We start from the raw sequence: 19,245 nt of genomic DNA on the forward strand, positions 1-19,245 counted from the left end.
CAACAAAGAACTGAGTTAAAAAACAAGTCTTTTTAGCTTAATCTAGATACATAATTTTCATCATAAGGTAATCCTGATTTTGCAATGGCAAATGCTTGTTTCAACAATTTGTTTGCTACTGCGATCAGGGCCAGTTTTTTACTCTTTCCCTTTGCTACTATCCTATCGTATAATTCCTTACAGGATTTGTTATGCTTGCATGCCGAAAAGGCACACAAAAACAACAGGTTTCTTAGCTTTCTGTTCCCAATTTTACTTATTCTACTTCTGCCTTTTATACTGCTTCCTGACTCCCTTATCGTTGGTGTAATACCAACATAACTGCACAATTGCCTTGCGTTTTCGAATTTTCTAAAACCATCGGTAACTACTATTAAGAACAGTGCGGTCTTGACGCCCATTCCCGGTATACTCTTTAATAGACTTAATTGATGTTGCTGATCCTGTTTTACCAGTTTCAATAAACGCGCTTCCAATCCGTTGATTTCTTTGTCCAAATGCTTCAGGTTCCGCCTTAGTGAGCTGTAAACGAACCTCGAGGGCCTGCCCAAGGATTCTTCTCCCTTGATCTTGTTCTTGGTCGCTGTACGCTGTTTGATGTAAATATCCAAAAGCCGAAACAACTGCAGGCATTCAGCTTGAACCTCTGTCAAGGCATTGTACAAAGGAACCTGGTTCTGTATACCATATTCACATATGGCCCTCGCATCGCTCTTATCGGTCTTTACCTTGGCCAAGCGCATCTGGATAAATCGCTTTACCGATAATGGATTGACAACTGAGACAGCGATACCTTGTGAATATAAGTACTGAGCCAATCGATAATGGTAATACCCTGTGGCTTCCATAACTACTAGTGCATTCTGTGGTAATGTCTTTATAAGTGATTTAAAGCCTTTGTCATCATTTTTTAGTTGAATATGACCACCTTGAGAACTGTATACATCAAATACACTTTTACTAATGTCTATGCCATAAATTTCTTTATCTTTATTCATAAGAACTGTATTTGGAAAGGACAATCTACTTATACATCAACAACTTAAAATCGAGATCTAACGTCTCACAGAACTGAACGATATCTAAGTAGAAAAGAGAGGGGATTATCATTGTTGTCGAAGTCTTAGCTTCACCGTGTATACTAATCTTAATCCTCTCTTTTGTTCTTTCTGATTAATCTTCTAAAATTAATAGATTGTAAACTTAAGATGTGTATAATTCAATGCGACTGAATTCCATATTTGAATTCAATCTTATTCGCTATCTTTCGGTTATAGCAGAATAACACTGCGTGTGATCTCGCAACAAGCTATACACAAAACCGTTGTAAGTAATTTGAGAAAAACGCTAATCATATTGTTATCATTGAGTTATGGACTTTCATCATGCAAGTCCGAAAGAAAATATTCTGATTATAATGAGTCAGACTTTTATGAAGTACAAGGCTTTATCGAATCAGCAATTCCGACCAGCGACCCGTTTGACAGTCCAAATGAAAAAAATATCCGATTTAAATATTTTCTTGACCGCGATAATCCGAAATCTGGAATGGAAAATGACTTGGAAATGTTTGAGGCGAAAACTGGATTTCCTTTAATTGTATTAGTCCATAAGGAAGATGAAAACATTAGCTTTTATGGACGAGTTGGAATTTTAGAAAACTTGAACTCTAAAGAAAAAATGTTTTTATCCGAACATATTAGAAACCAAATGAAATTAATTGACCTATCTAAACCTGATTAAAAAACTACTACCAACAATTTATAACCGCAATTACAACAAATTCACCAACCCTTCGACTGCGCTCAGGGCAGGCTAAAATCTACTAGGAAATGATAAAGTCTGTGCTAAAACGAAAAGTCTTCGTAATTTAAACCTTAGCTGACGGTAATACTAGATCGTTGTAATCAAATTGCAAAAACTAATGAGATTTAATTTAATAGTCGTTTTTCTTTTCCTCTTTCTATCCATTTCTTCGCAAGAAAAAAAAGCTGAATTCAAAGTTCAATTAAATAACAAGGAGAAAGTTGAATTCGAATCTGACTTCAATTCGTTTGAACATAAATCTGACTTTTTCTATGAAGATGAGAATTACATCGTAAAAGACTCTTGTAGAGGCGAATTCGGTGGAACAGTTGAATTTAGAAATAAAAAGACTAACAAAGTTTATGTGGCTAAAGCCACATGCCCATCATCTTTAATTAAAATAGAGGGAAAGTATTATCTAACCACTTCGCTGGCTCATATGTCTGGATTTTCTGGAATTTATGAAATTGTTGACCCAACAGAACTTACTGAATTAAAAGAGGACGATTCTGAAAAAGATAAATTTTTAAAAAAAAGATCAGATAGTGGCCTTAATGAATTGTACAGAAATATTGGCGGAACAATACTTGTTAGCTTTCCATATAAGGACAAGCTTTATTTTATAACTTCTGACAGAGATGGTACTTATCTCGCTGAAAGAAAAGAATCCGAATTGATTAAAATTAAGAAGTTACTGGACTTTAAAGTTTACACTTACGAAACTGAAATTAAAATTACAGATGATAATCACTATGTCAATAATTTTCAAATTAGATATGGAAAGGAAATTGGATTATTTGATATTAAGGATAATGTCATCAAAATAAATTTATATAAATAAAAAACTAACTACCACAACGGCTATAAGTAATTGCTTGTCCTCGCCTCCTTACGAAAACTCCACTGGAATTTTCTATCCATGATTATTTGCTAACTTTAGTACTTTAACCTACACAAATCATAGCCAAAACCCTTAGCAGTAATTAGAAAATAAAATATGAGCCTATTCGATTTCTTCAAGAAAAAAGATAAAAATAAACCTGAAAATAACAAGAATTCTAATCATTTGATATTCAAAGATAAAAATGGAAATTCGATTTCTCTGTCCGATTTAGAAGGAGCAACTGGCAGATACGATTGGCAAATTGTTGGTAACGGAAAAATACCGAACGATGCTATAATATTACATCAAGAAGCAAGACAACTTGGTGGGCAAGGAAAATATGATGAAGGAATAGCAAAGTTAAAAGAAGCTAATCAAATCGCTCCAAATTGGGCTTATCCTGTTTATGATTTGGCCTACACATACCTCCTTAAACAGGATTTTGAAAATGCTCTGAAATATTACGAACTAACCGACCAATTAGAACCAAAGGGATTTTTTACAGCTAAAACAGCTTATTGGTCACTAAAAAAAGAGGAAGAAGGAATTTTTCCGAAAGGTTTGTATTTAGCCTATATGCAGATTGAATGGCAAAATTCAGAAGAGGAAAAGCTCAGAATTGCTCAGGCGATTTTAGAGAAAATTCCAAATTATGCTCCAGCATGGAAAGAAATTGCAGGAAAGGCAGAAGATCATAATCAAAGACTTGAGGCTATTGAAAGAGGATTAGAATTAAATCCAGATTTTGAGACAAAAGGAATGCTACTAATTAATAAAGCATTAATTTATGATGTTCAGGGAAATACTAAATCGGCAAAGAAAATCTTAGGGCAATTGATTTTCAACAAGGAATCAACTGTATCTAATATCGAAATGGCAAAATTTATATTAAAATCAATTGTAACGAGAAATTAAAAAAAGAAGACAAAAGCGACCAAAGGCTAAATCGGCAATAGCGCTATGCGGGCTTACTGCTTTTAACCAGATCGTTGGCAAAACTAAAAATGAATGACCTTGAATCCGGCATTAGAATTAAAAGAATATATAACCTCTAACTTAGGAGATAGTGGTGGCACCTGGGAATATGGACATACACCTCATATTGAGTCGGTATTAAAAAGTCTGAATGAAAAGCAGGCTGAAGAATTTAGTGCTGTAATTTGGGAATGGGAAAATTACCATCTATATCAATTAGCAGACCCAATTTTATGGAATGGAAATAAAAACATTAATGAAAATTACCTCTACGCAAAAATCTTTAGTCTACTAGATGAACCTGAACAATTGGTTTATTTGGCTCAAAACCTAAGAACATGTATCGAATGTTCGGTAATAAAAGATTGGGAGAACAATCTTCTAAAAGATATTGAAAACAACTTATACTATGTAATTAATTACGTAAGTGAAAGTTGGATCAAAAATCATCTAGAGTTGATTGACTTTATAAACAATGAATTATCGAAAAGAACTACTTCTAAAAATGTATAACCGCAATTACGACAGATTCACCAACCCTTCGACTGCGTTCAGGGCAGGCTAGAATCGACTCGGAAATAATAATAACTGCGCAACAAAAATTAACGTATATTAACCCATTACTGACGGTGATACAAGACCGTTGTAAAACATTTAAGAAACCCATGAGCTACAGAACATACAATGTGATTATCAAATTGGACAATGATAATTCTGAAATAAAGGATCATTTATTAAACAATTTTAAATTCTTTAATAACAGAATATTTTTTGAACCTTTTAAGGGGTTTGTATGCCAATCCAGTGATAGGTGGAAAAGTCATCCATTTGAAAAGTTCCCCGATAATTTTTTTAAAAATCAAGATGAGGTTGAAAATCACTTTGAATATGGAATAGAGGATAAACTAATGGAAATATCGAAGGCCTTCCCTGAAAAGGAAATTGCTTTCATTGATGTCGACTGCTTTGGAGGCGCTTGCACATCTGACGGTTTTATTATTAAAAATCAAGAAAAGATTTTTGTACAAGAACCTCATCATTCTTCTCATATAACTTTACTACAGAAAATTCACCCAGGCTTTAACAGTTGGTTTTTTTATCCTTTTACAAGAACATTTTTTACCGATATAGGTGGAATCAATGGCGATATAATTAACTTTTCGTTTGCAGCCGTTTGGTTAGCTGTAAGTCAAGAATTCGGAGAGAATAAAGATTATAATCTTCAGGCCGCTGCTAACGAAATGTTCTTAGATTGCCCGAATGAATTCAATTTATATTTTATGAAAGTCAATGATAATTGGATAAAAATTATGGGGAGCATTTTACAAAACAACAATACGCTTTTTCAAAAAGTAAAAGATCTTATTGAAGATATGCTTCTAGGAATGGAATATAATATCGAAATAAATAATCTCGAAAATGGAGAAACAACAGTTTTAAAGACCATTGACCAAGAAAAAAATAAAGAGATTAAAGCTACTAGTTATAGAACTCATGCCTTTAACTCTCAAACCATTGATTTATCAGCTAACCATAGCAGTGGTTCAAATGATAAATCACCTAAGAAAAAGAAAAACTTTTTTCAAAGATTATTTGGGAAATAAAACAGTTGCTAACAACGGCTACAGTTCATTACGGCTGAATCCCTATCTTTAAGCTACGACGGAATAACACTACGTGTCATCCCGCAACAAACCATACATAAAACCCTTGGCAGCAACCTAAGCACAGAAATCACAAAGAAATATTTGAATTTATGAAACACCTTTTGTACTTTTATGAAAGTACTTTCATAAATAATTAATATGTCAGATGTATTAAACAATTTAGGATATCTTGCAGGAGCTTCAAGGTTTAGAAGAATTAGTGAAAAACTGCAACAAGATGGTGACAAGATTTATTCAGGGGCCAATATACGATTTAAAGCAAGTTGGTTCTCTGTTTACTATGTTTTAGCTAAAACAAATTCACAACAGACTATCCTGCAAATTTCCGACCAAATCGACTTTTCACACATTACAGTAAAAAATATTCTTCGAGAACTAAAAAAAGAGGAATTAGTCAGCATTATACCTAACCCTAATGATAAACGCTCAAAGTTGGTCGGACTAACAAAAAAAGGGAAAGAATTACAGATGGAACTTGAACCTATATGGCTATCATTTTCCAATACGCTTAAAGAACTTTTCTCAATTGGTCATCCAGATTTGATTAATATTTTGGATAGGTTAGATCGGGAAATCAATCATAAACCAATAAATAAACGTTTTAATCAACCCAAAGACGAATTTGTCAAAATCATTGATTATAAACCAAGTCTTAAAAAATATTTCTACGAATTGGCTGGGCCTTGGCTATTGAGTGTTCTGGATGGTGTTTTAGAAGAAGATGACGAATTCACCTTACACAATCCTGACAAAGCCTATTTAGAAAATGGTGGATTTCTCTTTTACGCTAAGTTTAAGGAAGAAATTGTTGGATGTGTTGCCTTAAAACGGCTGAATGAAGATGCCTTTGAGTTCGCCAAATTATTCATCAATCCTAACTATAGAAAACTTGGAATTGCAACAAAATTAATTGAACGTTGTATAAGTCGTTGTTTAGAAAATGATACTACTGAACTATGGCTACAAACCACGATGAGTATGCCACAAGCACACAGATTATATTACAAACTTGGTTTTAAAGATAAAAAAGCACCATCTCAAATGGACGTTTTAGAAAGAACCGAAAAAATAATGTGCTTATCTTTATGATTCACATTATTGGTTATTCAGCTCTAGGTGTTAATTTACTTTCAATGACCATGAAAAATATCTTGTTGTTGAGAGCTCTATCATTGATCGCTAATTTGATTTATATTGCTTATGGAATACTATTAAATGCACCACCATTCATAATAGGTTGTGGAATAGCAGTTTTGATTCACGGATTTCATATTTTTAAGATTCAAAAATCAAAGAAGGCAACTGCCAACAATGATTAGAACTAATTAAAGCTACAGAACCGTAAAAACATATGAGCATATTCAAAAAATTATTTGGAAGAAAACCAAAGGAAAAAAAAGAAGTTCAACCAGAATCTAATACTTCATTTAAAACTGCAACCATATCTGCTTCTGATTTAGCAAATTTAAAAGTTGGAGATACCATAAGTTTTGGGAATCCGGAAGAGGCTGAAAAAACATATGAACCCAAATGGATTAAACCTAATGAAAATCCATATAACTTAGAGGTATTTGATTGTAGAGAATACGCTCTAAAAATGACATCTACAACCCAAGATCCCAAAATTGCAACCAATTTCTTGAATTTAAGGGAAAGTGATGGAAAAGAATATATTGGCAAATTTCCGGAGAATGCTGCAAAGTGCGAAGTTGACTTAAATTTTAACACAAAGGGAAGGCAAATTCCAGATGGAGTAGTTTATAAAGCATCCGAAATGGAAGAAAAATGGGATATCTATAAATATGCAAATTTTCTCTTTTTTGTTCGCAGTTGGACAGGCGAATTAGTCTACTTTTCAAACTACATACCGACAGCAAAAGGATTTAAAGTTGATCTTATTGTTTTAGATGATAGGAAAATCGATCAAGAAGACCCATTCTTTGAATTTAAAGTTGTCGAATTTCTAATTCATAGTCATATTTTGGGTTATAATGTTCCGCATCCTATTCCAAAAAGTCTCGATAGAAATAATCACGAAAGTATTTTAGGGTATTCCTTTTCAATGTTTGGCAATAAGGGACAATTTGCAACTTATGATTGATTATGACTGACTACAATAACAGCCCAACACTTTAACACATCAAAAGCATTACTGTCATCTTTGAGTAACCATTGAAAAAAACCATGTGTGATTATACCAACGGAATTAAACTTTGCTCTTGCAAAAACGAAAAAATCAAATTTCGTGAGCCAAGAGTTTTTATCAAAAAGAAGGGGAAACTCATTGAAAAAGAGAACCCTGAAAATGCTGATATTCCAATAGAATATATTTGGACGCTTTTCAAATTTGAAGGCGAAAAAGAAATTACCGAAATAGGTCGCTATATGATGCCCGATAATGATTTAGGAAATGGTCTCAATGCAGAGTGGATTGCGCTGAATTTGAATTCTGAAAATTGCTTTGATTTCGATTACACCCCAAATGAAGGCGATAATTTAAAAATTCGTCAGAACGTGCGATTAGGACCGTATTTATCATTTATTTTTAGAAAAAATGAATGGATAATCGACCACCATAGTCCTTGGTCGACCGAAATATCAAAAATTAAAGAAGGGAAAATAAAAGCCAATACTAACAATAGCTAAAACCTCAATTCCAAAATAAAAGTTCGTTGCACAATAGTTAAGCCATGAATTCAGATTACAAATTTATCGCAAAAGACCAATTAACCGAACTTGCAAAACGCAATGGTATCAAGTCATGGAATGAATTAACCGATTTTGTAAAAACCCTACCCTATGGGCGTACTAAAAATAGAACAGACCTCAGTCTCGTATTATCTGAAAAAAAAGGAACCTGCAGCTCAAAACACGCCTTACTAAAACGTCTGGCCGATCTCAATGACATACCAAATATTGAACTGGTCATCGGAATCTATAAAATGACGGAATCTAATACGCCGAAAATCGGAAATGAACTCACCCAAAATGGGCTTGTTTATATTCCGGAAGCCCATTGTTATTTAAAAATAAATGGAAACCGAAAAGATCTAACAAGCAACCAATCAGACATTGATAAAATTGCAAAGGACATCATTGAAGAACAGTTTATTGAGCCACACCAGATCGCAGAATTCAAAGTTAACTATCACAAAAATTTCATCAAGGCATGGCTAAAAGAAACAGATTCAGAATCAGAATTTGATCGCATCTGGACCATCAGAGAAAATTGTATTAACAGACTAACAGAATAAACTAGGTGTCACTGCCAAAACCGCCAACAATTTAAAGGGCATATAATTCATGAAAAAAAATCGCGCCAAACAAATTTTTAGAATCATCCTATTGCTAGGTACGGCCATCTCTCTATATTTTGTGCCATGGATTTTGGTAAAAGCCTGGATCTTACCACTTCCCGATACCGTTCAGGAGCAGGTCAACGAAGCCATTGACCACGGTTTTGACGGTATGATCGTTTACGTTGACGAAGCAGGAAAACCACCTGCCTTTTACACAGGAGGTTGGAAGAATCGTGAAAATAAAATTCCGGCAGATCCAAATTCATTATTCAAAATTGCTAGTATAAGTAAGCTGTACACTGCGGTTGCTCTTACCAAGTTGGTCAAAGCCGATAAACTATCGTTCGACGACACGCTCGCAGACTACTTCCCCGAATTGGTAGGTAGAATTGAAAACGCAAAAGAGATCACCTTGAAAATGATGGTTCAGCATCGATCTGGTATTCCTAATTTTACTGATAATCCGGCTTACTGGGAAAACGAACAAGAAAATGGCAAGAATGCCCTTGAGTTTGCACTCGATCTACCTGCTAGTTTTAAGCCAGATCAAGGCTACGAATATTCAAATACCAATTATCTACTGCTCCGCCAGATCATGGATAATGTGTTAGGGTACAATCACCATGAGTATATCAAGGAAAATATACTGATCCCATTAGAGCTAAATAACACCTTTTTCTCACTTAGTGAAGTTGTTCTAGATGATGTAATGAGTGGTTATTATGTTGGTTATGATAAAGATTTTAAAGCTAATGAGTATGGCATGCTTGCCACGGCAGAAGACGTAGGTACCTTTTTACGCGCACTCAACGACGGCTCCGTATTTAACGATGGCGAACAAGACATCTATCCTTATGAGTACGACCACGGAGGCCTGGTTATTGGCTATCAAAGTCTGGCAGAATATCACAAGGATATTGACACGGTGGTTGTTCAATTTATTAATACTACCGATTTTAATGGCTATGAATGGAACCTTTCAGAAATTGTAATTAATCGCATTGTGAAAATTCTGAAAAAGCAAAAGGACGAGTCTTGAAGCGTTAATTTCCTTTTGCTATCTTAGTAACTATACATTTCAACTAATACTAAATTAATTAAATCAAGCTTTATGACCACAATACTATCTATTGGACCCTGGCAAATCATACTCCTCTTAGTCTTTGTCTTTATCGGACTTTTACCAACTATAATAGCACTCATAGATATTGTTAGAAATGAATTTACAGGCAACAATAAAATCGTATGGCTATTAGTGGTTTTATTTGGAAATTTTATCGGTGCTGTGTTATACTTTTTGATCGGAAGGCAACAGAAACTTCCAAGAACTGATCAAACCAACTTGACTTGAGGTCTATAAAAGCCGGAAAAAAATCAGTTAATACATGGAGATAAAAGACAGTCAGAATAAAGCAGTTAACGACATCATTGAAATGATCGTTGCTGTCATAGGTAAAGGATCGCGTGAAATAGATACCACTGAAGCGATTTCGAGTGCTGCACGACTTGCTGGTAGTTTTATGTTCAGGTCTTTCGAATTTGATATTGACGATGTAAAACCTGGAACAGCCATGTTATCTAACGAGGCAAATACCATGGGGCCAGCACTGGTAAATATCACTTTAGCCGTACTACAACACTACGATATCGAAATTGATCAAAATTCTATTTCAGCTCAAAATCAAACAACAGCAGATAGTGATTTTGTAGATGTTATCGGCAGAGTACAAGGACCAGCATTAGATATCATGAAAAATAATGACCTTAACTATGAGCAATTAGCCCAATCTGCTGCAGTTGCAACTGCCTTCATAATTCAACAAAGCAGCAATATTAAACCAGAAGAAGGCTTCGGAATTGCGGTCTACCACTATATCGAAGGTACCAAAACCTGTCCACCTAAGTTCAACGACCAACCTCAACAGAATAAAAGTCAAAATGTTGAGAAAGAAAACAAGTCGAAGCCGTGGTGGAAATTTTGGTAAATGGAAATCGTAAAGCCTTTTATTCTTGATATTAACTAGTTATTTCTGAAAAATAATCTAACTTTAATCAACCTGCTTAAAATCGACTTCGAAAGAAGATTTTGGCTTCAACAATGTTGTAAAAGTTATTAATCGAACCTTCAAAACACAATTCAATCGCATGAAAAAACTTATCCTATTTATTGCCATCGCTACTACTTTTAATTTGTCTTTTAGTCAGAATTTTGACGAGATTGCTACCTACGAATTTAAAGATGCTGAAAGCTATTCAACCGAAAAACCTAAAGTCTTAGCTTGTGCAAATTATTTATTCAATAATCCGGTTGATACAGACGGATACAATAGACTGTTAGCCCTTCAATATATTATGAAATGGATGGAAGGCACCCCAGATTACACCTTTGAAATTGGTAGTGATGTCTTAGACTTAACAAAAGGAAGTGACGATTTATTCGGACTTTATTTAGCTGCTATGTCTAAGGTTGTTCTTGAAGAAAATGGCGACACCTCCTTAACAAGTGAACAGATCCATGACAAATCCGTGAATATCCTGGTAGATTATTGTGCCAATAAAAGCAACAATATTAAACCTTCAAAAAAGATCAAAAAACTGATAAAGAAACGCAACTAAAACTTCGAAAATTCGGTTAATTAATGATCTTCAAACCAATGAAGTACCTATTACTTTTTACTTTACTTTTCGGCCTTAATGTATCGTTTGGTCAGGACAAAGACTATGAGATCTTAGGAAAGGCCTTAGCCGAATCTATCGTTAAAAATGATTCATTGGCGTTTTATAATTTGATACTTCCAAAAGAAGCGGCCGTTGAGTTCTTCAAAAGTATGGCGGGAGATCAATTATCTGCTGCAAATCTTGAAATGGCTACGGAGAGTATTCTTGCCAATTATGAGGAAATTGTAACAAGTACATTTGCATTAAGCTTCTTTAATTTAACTACCAAAGCTGAGATTTTCGACCTAGACCTAAGCGATGTAAATTATGAAGTCGTAGAAACCAATGACACCAAAGATTTACCAAATGTAATGGCTATTCATGGTAGTGTTGACCATCATAAATTTCCACACTTTACATTTTATGCTATTGATTTTGAGGACCAGCTATATTTAGCAAGTCACTTAATTAGTATTTCAGAAACTGATGCATTTAAAGTTAGGGAAAGTCTTAAAAAGGTAGATCTGTCGGCAGATGAAAATGGCTATGTTATCTGTCAGGGTATCCTTCAACTTGAAGACCAAAACGCACCAAAGAAAGAAATTTTGAATTGCTTGCTAGCAACGCCTATTGTTATTGGTTTACAAGAGTCCTCGGAAGATACAGACGAAGCGATCGATAAGGAATATATCAGAGGAAAATGGGAGTATGGTTATTACGTAAATAATACCACAGATCTTGCTGGACGCGTTAGTTTCAAATACGAATTCATAATTTCAGATGGAGTGATTAATTATAGATATTATGATTTCACACATGATAAGGGAAGTTCAGAATTTAATTCTATTGGTAAATTACCTTTCGAAATTAATGATGCCGTCCTGAAAGTTTTTACCAACAAGCAATACCGAGAGATCATGGGAGATATTCGTTTTAATCATGTTGCCAACATTAAACGTCTCAAAGAATTTGCAGATAAATGCTTCAAGTAACATAATCTAACATTGTGAGTAAAAGACGAATTATTCTTATTCATATCTTGAGTTTTATCATCTTAACGCTCATCCTACTTTTTTCTGCTGAACCATTTCTTCAAACTTTCGCCTCCGGAATTCATCATGTCGAAATGTGGTTGAATATAATCGTTGTTGGCACTATTGGAATTGCCGTACTTACTTCATTTTCCTGTTTTATATGCTTAACATGGAAAAGAAAAGACAAAACCAACAATTAAAACTGTGTTTTAGATGCAGATCAACCAAAAAACCTAGAAAATGTTGGTTAGCAACATAAATCTGAATAACTTACAACTAAATAGAATTCTAAAACGCATCAAATTTAGAATTGATGCCTCACAAACATTTAAATTAAAATCATGAAAAAATTCTTAACACTTTTATTGATAGTCCCGCTTTTATCTATGACTGTCGAAATTGATAATTCAAAATTCATTGGTAAATGGGTAGGTGAAGACGGCAAAGAAATAGGATATATAACTTTTGATAGTGAAGGTTACGCTACCTTCGAAATCCAAGGTCAGGTTTTTGGAGGAAAAGAGTTCGTCTTAGATGGTAAGCGAGGAAAAATGACCTACGAAATTAAAGATGGCACTGAGCCTATTGAGGTCGACCTGATCATGACCAATCTAGATAATGGTGATGTAAGAACATTGTCTTGTATTGCTAATTTCATAGACGACAACACCATGGAATTTGCTATGGGCTTCAGTGATAAAAGACCAACAGATTTTGGAGGCGAAGATGCTATAATTCTTAAACGTGTGAAGTAAAAAACACAATGAGAATTGTGCTTTTAACCCTTTTATGGATCACCAATTTTTGTTATGCACAATCTGAAGTTGAAGAACTGAAAAATAACTTATGAAACATAAACTCTTAATTCCATTTTTATTACTGGTTTTCGGTTATTCTTATTCTCAAGGTGACTGCAGTAAATTCAGAACTGGCAAGTTTCAGAATAATGATAAAGGCATACTAAAAGCTCAAATTCAAAGAAACGATTCTATTCAAACTGAACAATACGGAGAAAAGGAAGTAACTTTAAAGATCACTTGGATAGATGACTGTAGCTACAGACTCAAATTCCTTGATGGTAATGAAGCGTTTTGGGCATCGAGACCTAAGGACATGCCTACATACGACCTCATCGTAAAGATTGTCAAAATAAACGGGAACACCTACACGCAAGAGTCTAAATTCGATACCGATAATGATTTTGTTTACATCAGTGAAATCACAAAAATTGAATAGAACATTATTGAATTTCAACTTTTGAATTAGGGTTAGCAAAAAGGAAAATGATGAAAAATTTAGTTTTAGTCTTATTATTCTGTTTAATTCTATCTGCTTGCCAAGACACACCAAGCTTCATCAATTTCACCTATCCAGATGGAAAGCTTAAGGCATTAGTTTTGAGTTATGATGATGGTACAATTCAGGATGTGGAACTCGCCCAATTATTTGATGAAAATGGATTGAAGGGCACCTTTAATTTAAATTCCAGCTATTTAGGTGTAACACGTGGATGGCCGCAACAAAATGGCGATACCATCTATCAAAGATATGTGCCAAAAGATTCGCTATTAATTATTTATAAAAATCATGAAATTGCAGCTCACGGCGCATTGCATAAAAACTTTACGGACATTACCCACGAAGAAGTTCTTGAAGAAATATCCATAGATATCGAAGTATTAAGTCAGCTCTCTAAAAGAGAAATTATCAGTATGGCATATCCCTTCGGAAATACGAATGATAGCATTGCAGTACTTCTTTCGAAGACAAATCTTATTAATGGAAGAACCGTTTCAGACACTTATAATTTTGAACTTCCCGATAATTACATGATGTGGCATCCTACCTGTCATGACAGCAAGGCCTTAGACTATCTAAATGACTATTTAGAACTTAAACCTCAAGCGTTGAAATTATTTTATGTTTGGGGTCACTCATGGGAATTTGGCGACGAGCAACGTTGGAATAATATGGTAGAATTTTGTCAGCGAATTGGTAAGGCAAATGATATCTGGTCTGTAGGTAATGGAGAACTTACACAATATTTATTAGCTATTGATAGAGTAATTATTGGAGAAAATTCAATTTCTAATCCATCAGATAATCTTCCTGTTTGGATTCAGTTATCAATTGGCAATAAATTACTCGAAGCAGGTCAATCTTTAGAAATAAATAGCTCTATGCCTTAATTTTATATTTCATCAAAAGTCTAAACGACTTATTATTTTGAACTCAAACAATGATCAAAGGACTCTACGAAACGCATTTATATGTTGAAGATCTAGAACGCTCTATTAAATTCTACTCTCAGGTTTTAGGGTTAAAGCAATGTAGATATGGAGAAGAGCGCCGAACCGCTTTTTTTTGGATTGGCGAAGATAAAAAAGCTATGCTCGGGCTTTGGGAAAAACCAAAAGATGAAATTGATTTAAGACATTTTGCATTTGAATGCGACCCAGAATGGGTTATCAATGAATCTGTAAACTTTTTGAAATCACATAACTTGAATTACTGGAATTTCCTTCAAGACCATAACGATGAGCCTATGGTATTTTGCTGGATGCCCGCAATCTCAATTTATTTTACAGATCCAGACGGGCATTATCTAGAATTCATTGGTATATTGCCAGGCGAAACACAACCCGATAGCGAAAAAAGAGTAGTCACCTATAAAGAATGGCTTAATATTACCAACCGATGAAAAAAACACTTTTACCCGTCATTATTATTATTGCGAGTGTGGTTTTAATTATTGTCAATCTCGCCACAGCAGAAGAATATAACCGTGCTTTTTATATGCGTATTCTATCGAGTGTGCTGTTAATAATTGCCATGATTTTTACCATGTGGGCATTAAAGAAAAACAGCAAATAAAAAATATCCTCCAGACTTAAGCATCAATCAAAAACGAAAAAGCACCCATAAATGGGCGCTAAATCTATGCTACTATTAAGGGCATAAAATCATACAAGAATTAAAACAAAATGTACATCCCTTAAGTACCTTTTGCAGCGTAAAAGTAAGAAAATTAATAACATTTCTTACGCCGATCTTTGATAATTTATCCAATTCATTTAAATTGAAAATGGTAAAAAACATTCAAAAAAAAGAAGTTGCCAAATAAAAGAACCAAGTGAATTCAAAACAACTCTTCAGTTATATTCTGCCCATAACAAAGACGATTAAGTCGAAGCATAGTGGAACTCTAGAGATCACATGGCATAATGGCAAAAAACACCTCAATTCTAAAAATGCAAACTACAGTTATGGGTCACTTCAAAAAATTCTGAAAATTGGTATTGAACAAACTGAACTTCCAAAGGTAAAATCTGTATTAGTTTTAGGTATGGGTGGCGGTAGTGTTATCGAAACACTACGAACCGATTTTGAGTACAACTACCCAATTACTGCGGTTGAGATCGATCCTGTAATTATAGAAATTGCTAATGCCGAATTTGGTATTTCAGAAAACGAAAATCTGCAAATCCATTGTATTGATGCCTATCAGTTTGTAAAGCAAACAACAAAACAATTCGATCTCATCATCATAGATTTATTTATTGATCTATCCGTTCCCGATCAATTTTTGTCTGAGGCTTTTTGGAATGAGGTTCTACGCTTAAAGTCATCTAAAGGTGATATCATTTTCAATGCCGCGGTTAAGAACGGTAAGCACAAGAGTATTCAACAGTTAATTAGTTATTTACGAACAAAAGTTTACAGAGTTGACCTTCTCGAAAATGTGAACAACACTAACACCTTACTGATCTTGAAATCTCTGTAAACGTTCGTAGTTGAATATTTCGTAACTTGTAAATTATGACCTATCAATTTACAGAAGCGCTCGAGGTATTAGCACAGACTCCAAAAACCCTGAAATCACTTTTAGGACAATTATCAGATCCATGGATTTACAATAATGAAGGTGACAAAACCTGGAGTCCATATGATATTGTTGGTCATTTAATTCACGGTGAAAAAACAGATTGGATTCCGCGAGCAAAGATCATTCTAAGTCCTTCTGAAAATAAAACCTTTGTACCGTTTGATAGATTTGCACAATTTGAAAATTCGAAGGGTAAAACTATTTCACAATTGCTCGATGAGTTTGAAACTCTTAGAGCAAATAATCTCAACACCTTAAAACAACTCAATTTAACCACAAAACAACTAGACCTTAAGGGTATACATCCAGAGCTTGGTGAAGTGACTTTGTCACAATTATTAGCCACTTGGGTTACCCACGATTTAGCCCACCTTGCACAAATAAGTCGTGTCATGGCCAAACAGTACAAAAATGAAGTTGGTCCATGGTCGGCATATATTCCAATTTTAAATTAAAATATTATGCAACGAAAATGTCCGGAATGTGGGGATAGAATCATAGGTAGAATCGACAAGAAATTTTGTGGTGATGCATGCAGAAATGCCCACAATAATCGCATTAATAAAGATTCTAAAAATTTAATTCGAAATACCAATAATCGCCTTAGAAAAAACTACAGGATATTAGAAGCGCTAAACCCTAATAAAAAGACCAAATGTTCCAGGGCTAGGCTTATCGAAAAAGGTTTTGATTTTAACTATTTCACAAGTATTTATACAACCAAAACTGGTAACATATACTATTTCGTGTATGACCAGGGTTATTTGCCTTTGGAGGGCGATTACTATGCTCTAGTAAAACGAGACGATTAACCTTTAGTGGTGCTATTCCAGTTTACACCTTTTAACTGAAGTGCGGCTTTCAGAATATCCTTTTGGCTTATCTGACCAACTAACTTTCCATTTTCAACGATAGGAAAACGTCGCCTTTTTGAATTAAGAAACTTGTTCGCTGCATCAAAAACATCCATGTTACCATCAATGGTTTCGACATTTCTAGCCATTCGTTTTTCAACATTATCATGTTCTAACGGCATGTTATAATAGCGACTTTCACTCAGTTGCTTTAAACAATCCCCTTCTGAAATGATCCCAACCAACTCCTGTTTATCGTTAACCACAGGACCACCAGAAATTTTATACTTTATCAATGATTCTACAACCTCCTGAACAGATTGATCTGGCCTAAACGTTATAAGGTTAGTAGTCATATAGTCCTTTACTTTTAGCGCTATGGTCTGCGTTGCACCTTGCTGTTGCTTACGCGACCCTTGAAAACTTTTTATCCCCATGACCTGATAGTTATTAGAGTGAATCTTAAAGTTACTGAAAATTAATCGTTTAGCAAAATCAGCAGGTTTTAAGGGATTGTTGTGTATTTTTAAGTCTTTAATTCTGAAAGACTTTTGAAACATCAAATAAGCATTATTGGTTGCGGTTGGTTGGGCTTTCCTTTGGCCAAAACACTTGTTTCTGAAGGCTTAAGTGTGAAGGGTTCTACAACCTCCAATGATAAACTTGAAACGCTAACCAATGCTGATATTGATGCCTTTCTGATTCAATTACAGCCTGAAGGTATCATAGGTAACATTACAGATTTCTTATCAAATAGTACTACGGTGGTTATCAATATTCCTCCTGGACTTAGAAAAAATCCAACTAAGGATCATGTGGCAGAAATAAAGCATTTGATCCGAGCGATTGAAGAACATCGGGTACCAAATGTGATTTATATTAGTTCCACTTCTGTATTTAAAGATGATGAGAATTTTCCAGTAATTGGTCATAACACCAAGCCAAACGGCATGTCTTCAAGTGCAAAACAACTCATCGAAATTGAGGAATTACTTCAAAATAACACTAGTTTTAAGACTACTATTATTCGATTTGCAGGATTATTCGACGCAGAAAGGCATCCTGCTAAGTTTTTATCAGGTAGAACAAATATTTCAAATCCAGAAGCTCCCGTTAATCTAATTCATAAAAATGATTGCATCGAGATTATTTCCAAAGTGATTAAAACCAACCGTTGGAATATCTGTCTAAATGCTTCATTTCCAGATCATCCAACAAAAAAAGACTATTATTCAGCCTATTGTGAACTTCATGATTTAACCCTTCCAGTTTTTAATTCAGATAAAAAGAGTGAAGGAAAAATCATTGATAGCTCTAAATTGGAACAACTTTTGAACTTCACTTTTCAACAAGGCATATAGAAATTAATAGATTTTTAAGAGCTATTATCGTTAATTTTTATAGTTTTAGCCCGTCAAAATTCAAAGAACATGAAACATATTACGATTGCATTAATGATGCTTTTTTCGGTTGGTATTTTTGCCCAGACGAAGTCAGAATTAAAGGAGCACTACGAAGCTTATTACAAGCAAATGAAAAAACAGGGAGATATTCAGGGCATTATTAATGCTATGACACATCTCAATATTTTAGAGCCATCGGTAGAACGACAAGATACTTTAGCGTATTTATATCTTACCGAAGGAAAGTATTTACAAGCACTTAACACTATTGGTGTTGATAAGAATCCGACGGATTCAGACATCAATGTTGAGGTTAAAGCATTAGCATTAAAAAATCTGAATCGCCCACAATTAGCTTTAGAGCATTATGAGATCTTATTTAAGCGAAATCCTAATGTATATTTAGCTTATGAGATGGCAGATATGAAAATTCAGATCAATGATCTGGCTGGTGCAAAAACAAATATCGAGTACGGTTTAGCCAATGTAAAGGACGACATGAAACGTGCCTTCTACGAATCGCAACAACCTTATGAAACATCAATGAAAGCAGCCTTACTTTGTTTAAAAGGGCTACTGACATTCAGTGAAGATAAATCTGCAAATATTGATGCAGCCATTAAATTAATGAATGATGCATTAGCTATTGATCCTAATTTTAATTTGGCGAAAATTAGCCGACAAGGATTAGAAAATCAAAAAGCGCAACAAGCTGCTGCAGCGAATAAGAACTAGTTTATTTGATATATTTAAAAAAATGCTGCCTAGTTAGGCAGCATT

General features: G+C 34.4%; 28 protein-coding genes. 26 read left to right on the plus strand and 2 right to left on the minus strand.

Annotated elements, in window-relative coordinates; genetic code table 11:
* Positions 1-32: 32 nt before the first annotated feature.
* The gene (locus DDY94_RS05485; RefSeq protein WP_111683055.1) at positions 33-998 is read right to left on the minus strand and encodes an IS110 family RNA-guided transposase; all 966 of its coding nucleotides are present in this window, start codon (positions 996-998) and stop codon (positions 33-35) included.
* Between the two features lie 367 nt (positions 999-1,365).
* On the opposite strand from DDY94_RS05485, the gene DDY94_RS05490 reads away from it, so the two are divergent.
* The 24 genes from DDY94_RS05490 (at position 1,366) to DDY94_RS05595 (ending at position 17,020) form a co-directional block, all read left to right on the plus strand.
* Complete coding sequence (locus DDY94_RS05490; protein ID WP_111683056.1) at positions 1,366-1,743, plus strand: hypothetical protein; 378 nt, start codon at positions 1,366-1,368, stop codon at positions 1,741-1,743.
* A 181-nt stretch (positions 1,744-1,924) separates the two neighbouring features.
* Entirely contained in the window at positions 1,925-2,647 is a 723-nt protein-coding gene (locus DDY94_RS05495) for a hypothetical protein (protein ID WP_111683057.1), read from the plus strand.
* Between the two features lie 225 nt (positions 2,648-2,872).
* Positions 2,873-3,604 (plus strand): tetratricopeptide repeat protein, encoded by a 732-nt coding sequence (locus tag DDY94_RS05500; protein WP_232817827.1) that lies wholly within the window; start codon positions 2,873-2,875, stop codon positions 3,602-3,604.
* A 93-nt stretch (positions 3,605-3,697) separates the two neighbouring features.
* Positions 3,698-4,177 carry a hypothetical protein gene (locus DDY94_RS05505; RefSeq protein WP_111683059.1) on the plus strand — a complete coding sequence of 160 codons (480 nt, stop codon included), beginning with the start codon at positions 3,698-3,700 and terminating at the stop codon, positions 4,175-4,177.
* Between the two features lie 185 nt (positions 4,178-4,362).
* A complete protein-coding gene (locus tag DDY94_RS05510; RefSeq protein ID WP_157957255.1) occupies positions 4,363-5,268 on the plus strand; it encodes a hypothetical protein in 906 nt (301 codons plus the stop codon).
* Between the two features lie 201 nt (positions 5,269-5,469).
* Complete coding sequence (locus DDY94_RS05515) at positions 5,470-6,420, plus strand: bifunctional helix-turn-helix transcriptional regulator/GNAT family N-acetyltransferase (RefSeq protein ID WP_111683061.1); 951 nt, start codon at positions 5,470-5,472, stop codon at positions 6,418-6,420.
* Positions 6,417-6,650: a hypothetical protein gene (locus tag DDY94_RS05520; protein WP_111683062.1), complete on the plus strand. Its 234-nt coding sequence runs from the start codon at positions 6,417-6,419 to the stop codon at positions 6,648-6,650. Before DDY94_RS05515 ends, DDY94_RS05520 begins: the two co-directional genes overlap by 4 nt.
* 32 nt (positions 6,651-6,682) lie before the next feature.
* Complete coding sequence (locus DDY94_RS05525; protein WP_111683063.1) at positions 6,683-7,432, plus strand: hypothetical protein; 750 nt, start codon at positions 6,683-6,685, stop codon at positions 7,430-7,432.
* An 83-nt stretch (positions 7,433-7,515) separates the two neighbouring features.
* Positions 7,516-7,977, plus strand: coding sequence for a hypothetical protein (locus DDY94_RS05530; protein WP_111683064.1), 462 nt, complete (start codon positions 7,516-7,518; stop codon positions 7,975-7,977).
* A 44-nt stretch (positions 7,978-8,021) separates the two neighbouring features.
* On the plus strand, positions 8,022-8,585 hold the full coding sequence (locus DDY94_RS05535) for a hypothetical protein (protein WP_232817828.1): 564 nt from the start codon (positions 8,022-8,024) through the stop codon (positions 8,583-8,585).
* 49 nt (positions 8,586-8,634) lie between these two features.
* Positions 8,635-9,669, plus strand: coding sequence for a serine hydrolase domain-containing protein (locus DDY94_RS05540; RefSeq protein WP_111683065.1), 1,035 nt, complete (start codon positions 8,635-8,637; stop codon positions 9,667-9,669).
* Between the two features lie 72 nt (positions 9,670-9,741).
* Positions 9,742-9,981 (plus strand): PLD nuclease N-terminal domain-containing protein, encoded by a 240-nt coding sequence (locus DDY94_RS05545; RefSeq protein WP_111683066.1) that lies wholly within the window; start codon positions 9,742-9,744, stop codon positions 9,979-9,981.
* A gap of 34 nt (positions 9,982-10,015) precedes the next feature.
* Positions 10,016-10,615 (plus strand): hypothetical protein, encoded by a 600-nt coding sequence (locus tag DDY94_RS05550; RefSeq protein WP_111683067.1) that lies wholly within the window; start codon positions 10,016-10,018, stop codon positions 10,613-10,615.
* A gap of 160 nt (positions 10,616-10,775) precedes the next feature.
* The gene (locus DDY94_RS05555; RefSeq protein WP_111683068.1) at positions 10,776-11,246 is read left to right on the plus strand and encodes a hypothetical protein; all 471 of its coding nucleotides are present in this window, start codon (positions 10,776-10,778) and stop codon (positions 11,244-11,246) included.
* 38 nt (positions 11,247-11,284) lie between these two features.
* Positions 11,285-12,280: a hypothetical protein gene (locus DDY94_RS05560; RefSeq protein ID WP_157957256.1), complete on the plus strand. Its 996-nt coding sequence runs from the start codon at positions 11,285-11,287 to the stop codon at positions 12,278-12,280.
* Between the two features lie 14 nt (positions 12,281-12,294).
* Positions 12,295-12,522, plus strand: a complete 228-nt coding sequence (locus DDY94_RS16095) for a hypothetical protein (RefSeq protein ID WP_157957257.1) — start codon at positions 12,295-12,297, stop codon at positions 12,520-12,522.
* A gap of 141 nt (positions 12,523-12,663) precedes the next feature.
* Positions 12,664-13,077 carry a hypothetical protein gene (locus tag DDY94_RS05565; protein WP_111683070.1) on the plus strand — a complete coding sequence of 138 codons (414 nt, stop codon included), beginning with the start codon at positions 12,664-12,666 and terminating at the stop codon, positions 13,075-13,077.
* Positions 13,078-13,168: 91 nt separating this feature from the next.
* Positions 13,169-13,558 carry a hypothetical protein gene (locus DDY94_RS05570; RefSeq protein WP_111683071.1) on the plus strand — a complete coding sequence of 130 codons (390 nt, stop codon included), beginning with the start codon at positions 13,169-13,171 and terminating at the stop codon, positions 13,556-13,558.
* Positions 13,559-13,605: 47 nt separating this feature from the next.
* Positions 13,606-14,511, plus strand: coding sequence for a polysaccharide deacetylase family protein (locus DDY94_RS05575; RefSeq protein WP_111683072.1), 906 nt, complete (start codon positions 13,606-13,608; stop codon positions 14,509-14,511).
* A gap of 50 nt (positions 14,512-14,561) precedes the next feature.
* Positions 14,562-15,023, plus strand: coding sequence for a VOC family protein (locus DDY94_RS05580; RefSeq protein WP_111683073.1), 462 nt, complete (start codon positions 14,562-14,564; stop codon positions 15,021-15,023).
* Complete coding sequence (locus tag DDY94_RS16100) at positions 15,020-15,196, plus strand: hypothetical protein (RefSeq protein ID WP_157957259.1); 177 nt, start codon at positions 15,020-15,022, stop codon at positions 15,194-15,196. Before DDY94_RS05580 ends, DDY94_RS16100 begins: the two co-directional genes overlap by 4 nt.
* Positions 15,197-15,455: 259 nt before the next feature.
* Positions 15,456-16,106, plus strand: a complete 651-nt coding sequence (locus DDY94_RS05585; protein WP_111683074.1) for a spermidine synthase — start codon at positions 15,456-15,458, stop codon at positions 16,104-16,106.
* Between the two features lie 35 nt (positions 16,107-16,141).
* Positions 16,142-16,663 carry a DinB family protein gene (locus DDY94_RS05590; protein ID WP_111683075.1) on the plus strand — a complete coding sequence of 174 codons (522 nt, stop codon included), beginning with the start codon at positions 16,142-16,144 and terminating at the stop codon, positions 16,661-16,663.
* A 6-nt stretch (positions 16,664-16,669) separates the two neighbouring features.
* Positions 16,670-17,020 carry a hypothetical protein gene (locus DDY94_RS05595; protein WP_111683076.1) on the plus strand — a complete coding sequence of 117 codons (351 nt, stop codon included), beginning with the start codon at positions 16,670-16,672 and terminating at the stop codon, positions 17,018-17,020.
* Here DDY94_RS05595 and DDY94_RS05600 read toward each other — a convergent pair.
* Entirely contained in the window at positions 17,017-17,499 is a 483-nt protein-coding gene (locus tag DDY94_RS05600) for a CBS domain-containing protein (RefSeq protein ID WP_111683364.1), read from the minus strand. The genes DDY94_RS05595 and DDY94_RS05600 overlap by 4 nt on opposite strands.
* Positions 17,500-17,613: 114 nt before the next feature.
* Between DDY94_RS05600 and DDY94_RS05605 the strand changes: the two genes are divergently transcribed.
* On the plus strand, positions 17,614-18,423 hold the full coding sequence (locus tag DDY94_RS05605; protein WP_111683077.1) for an NAD(P)H-binding protein: 810 nt from the start codon (positions 17,614-17,616) through the stop codon (positions 18,421-18,423).
* Between the two features lie 69 nt (positions 18,424-18,492).
* On the plus strand, positions 18,493-19,200 hold the full coding sequence (locus DDY94_RS05610; protein WP_111683078.1) for a tetratricopeptide repeat protein: 708 nt from the start codon (positions 18,493-18,495) through the stop codon (positions 19,198-19,200).
* Positions 19,201-19,245 lie beyond the last annotated feature (45 nt).

The organism is Winogradskyella tangerina, from assembly GCF_003260205.1.
Lineage (GTDB): Bacteria > Bacteroidota > Bacteroidia > Flavobacteriales > Flavobacteriaceae > Winogradskyella > Winogradskyella tangerina.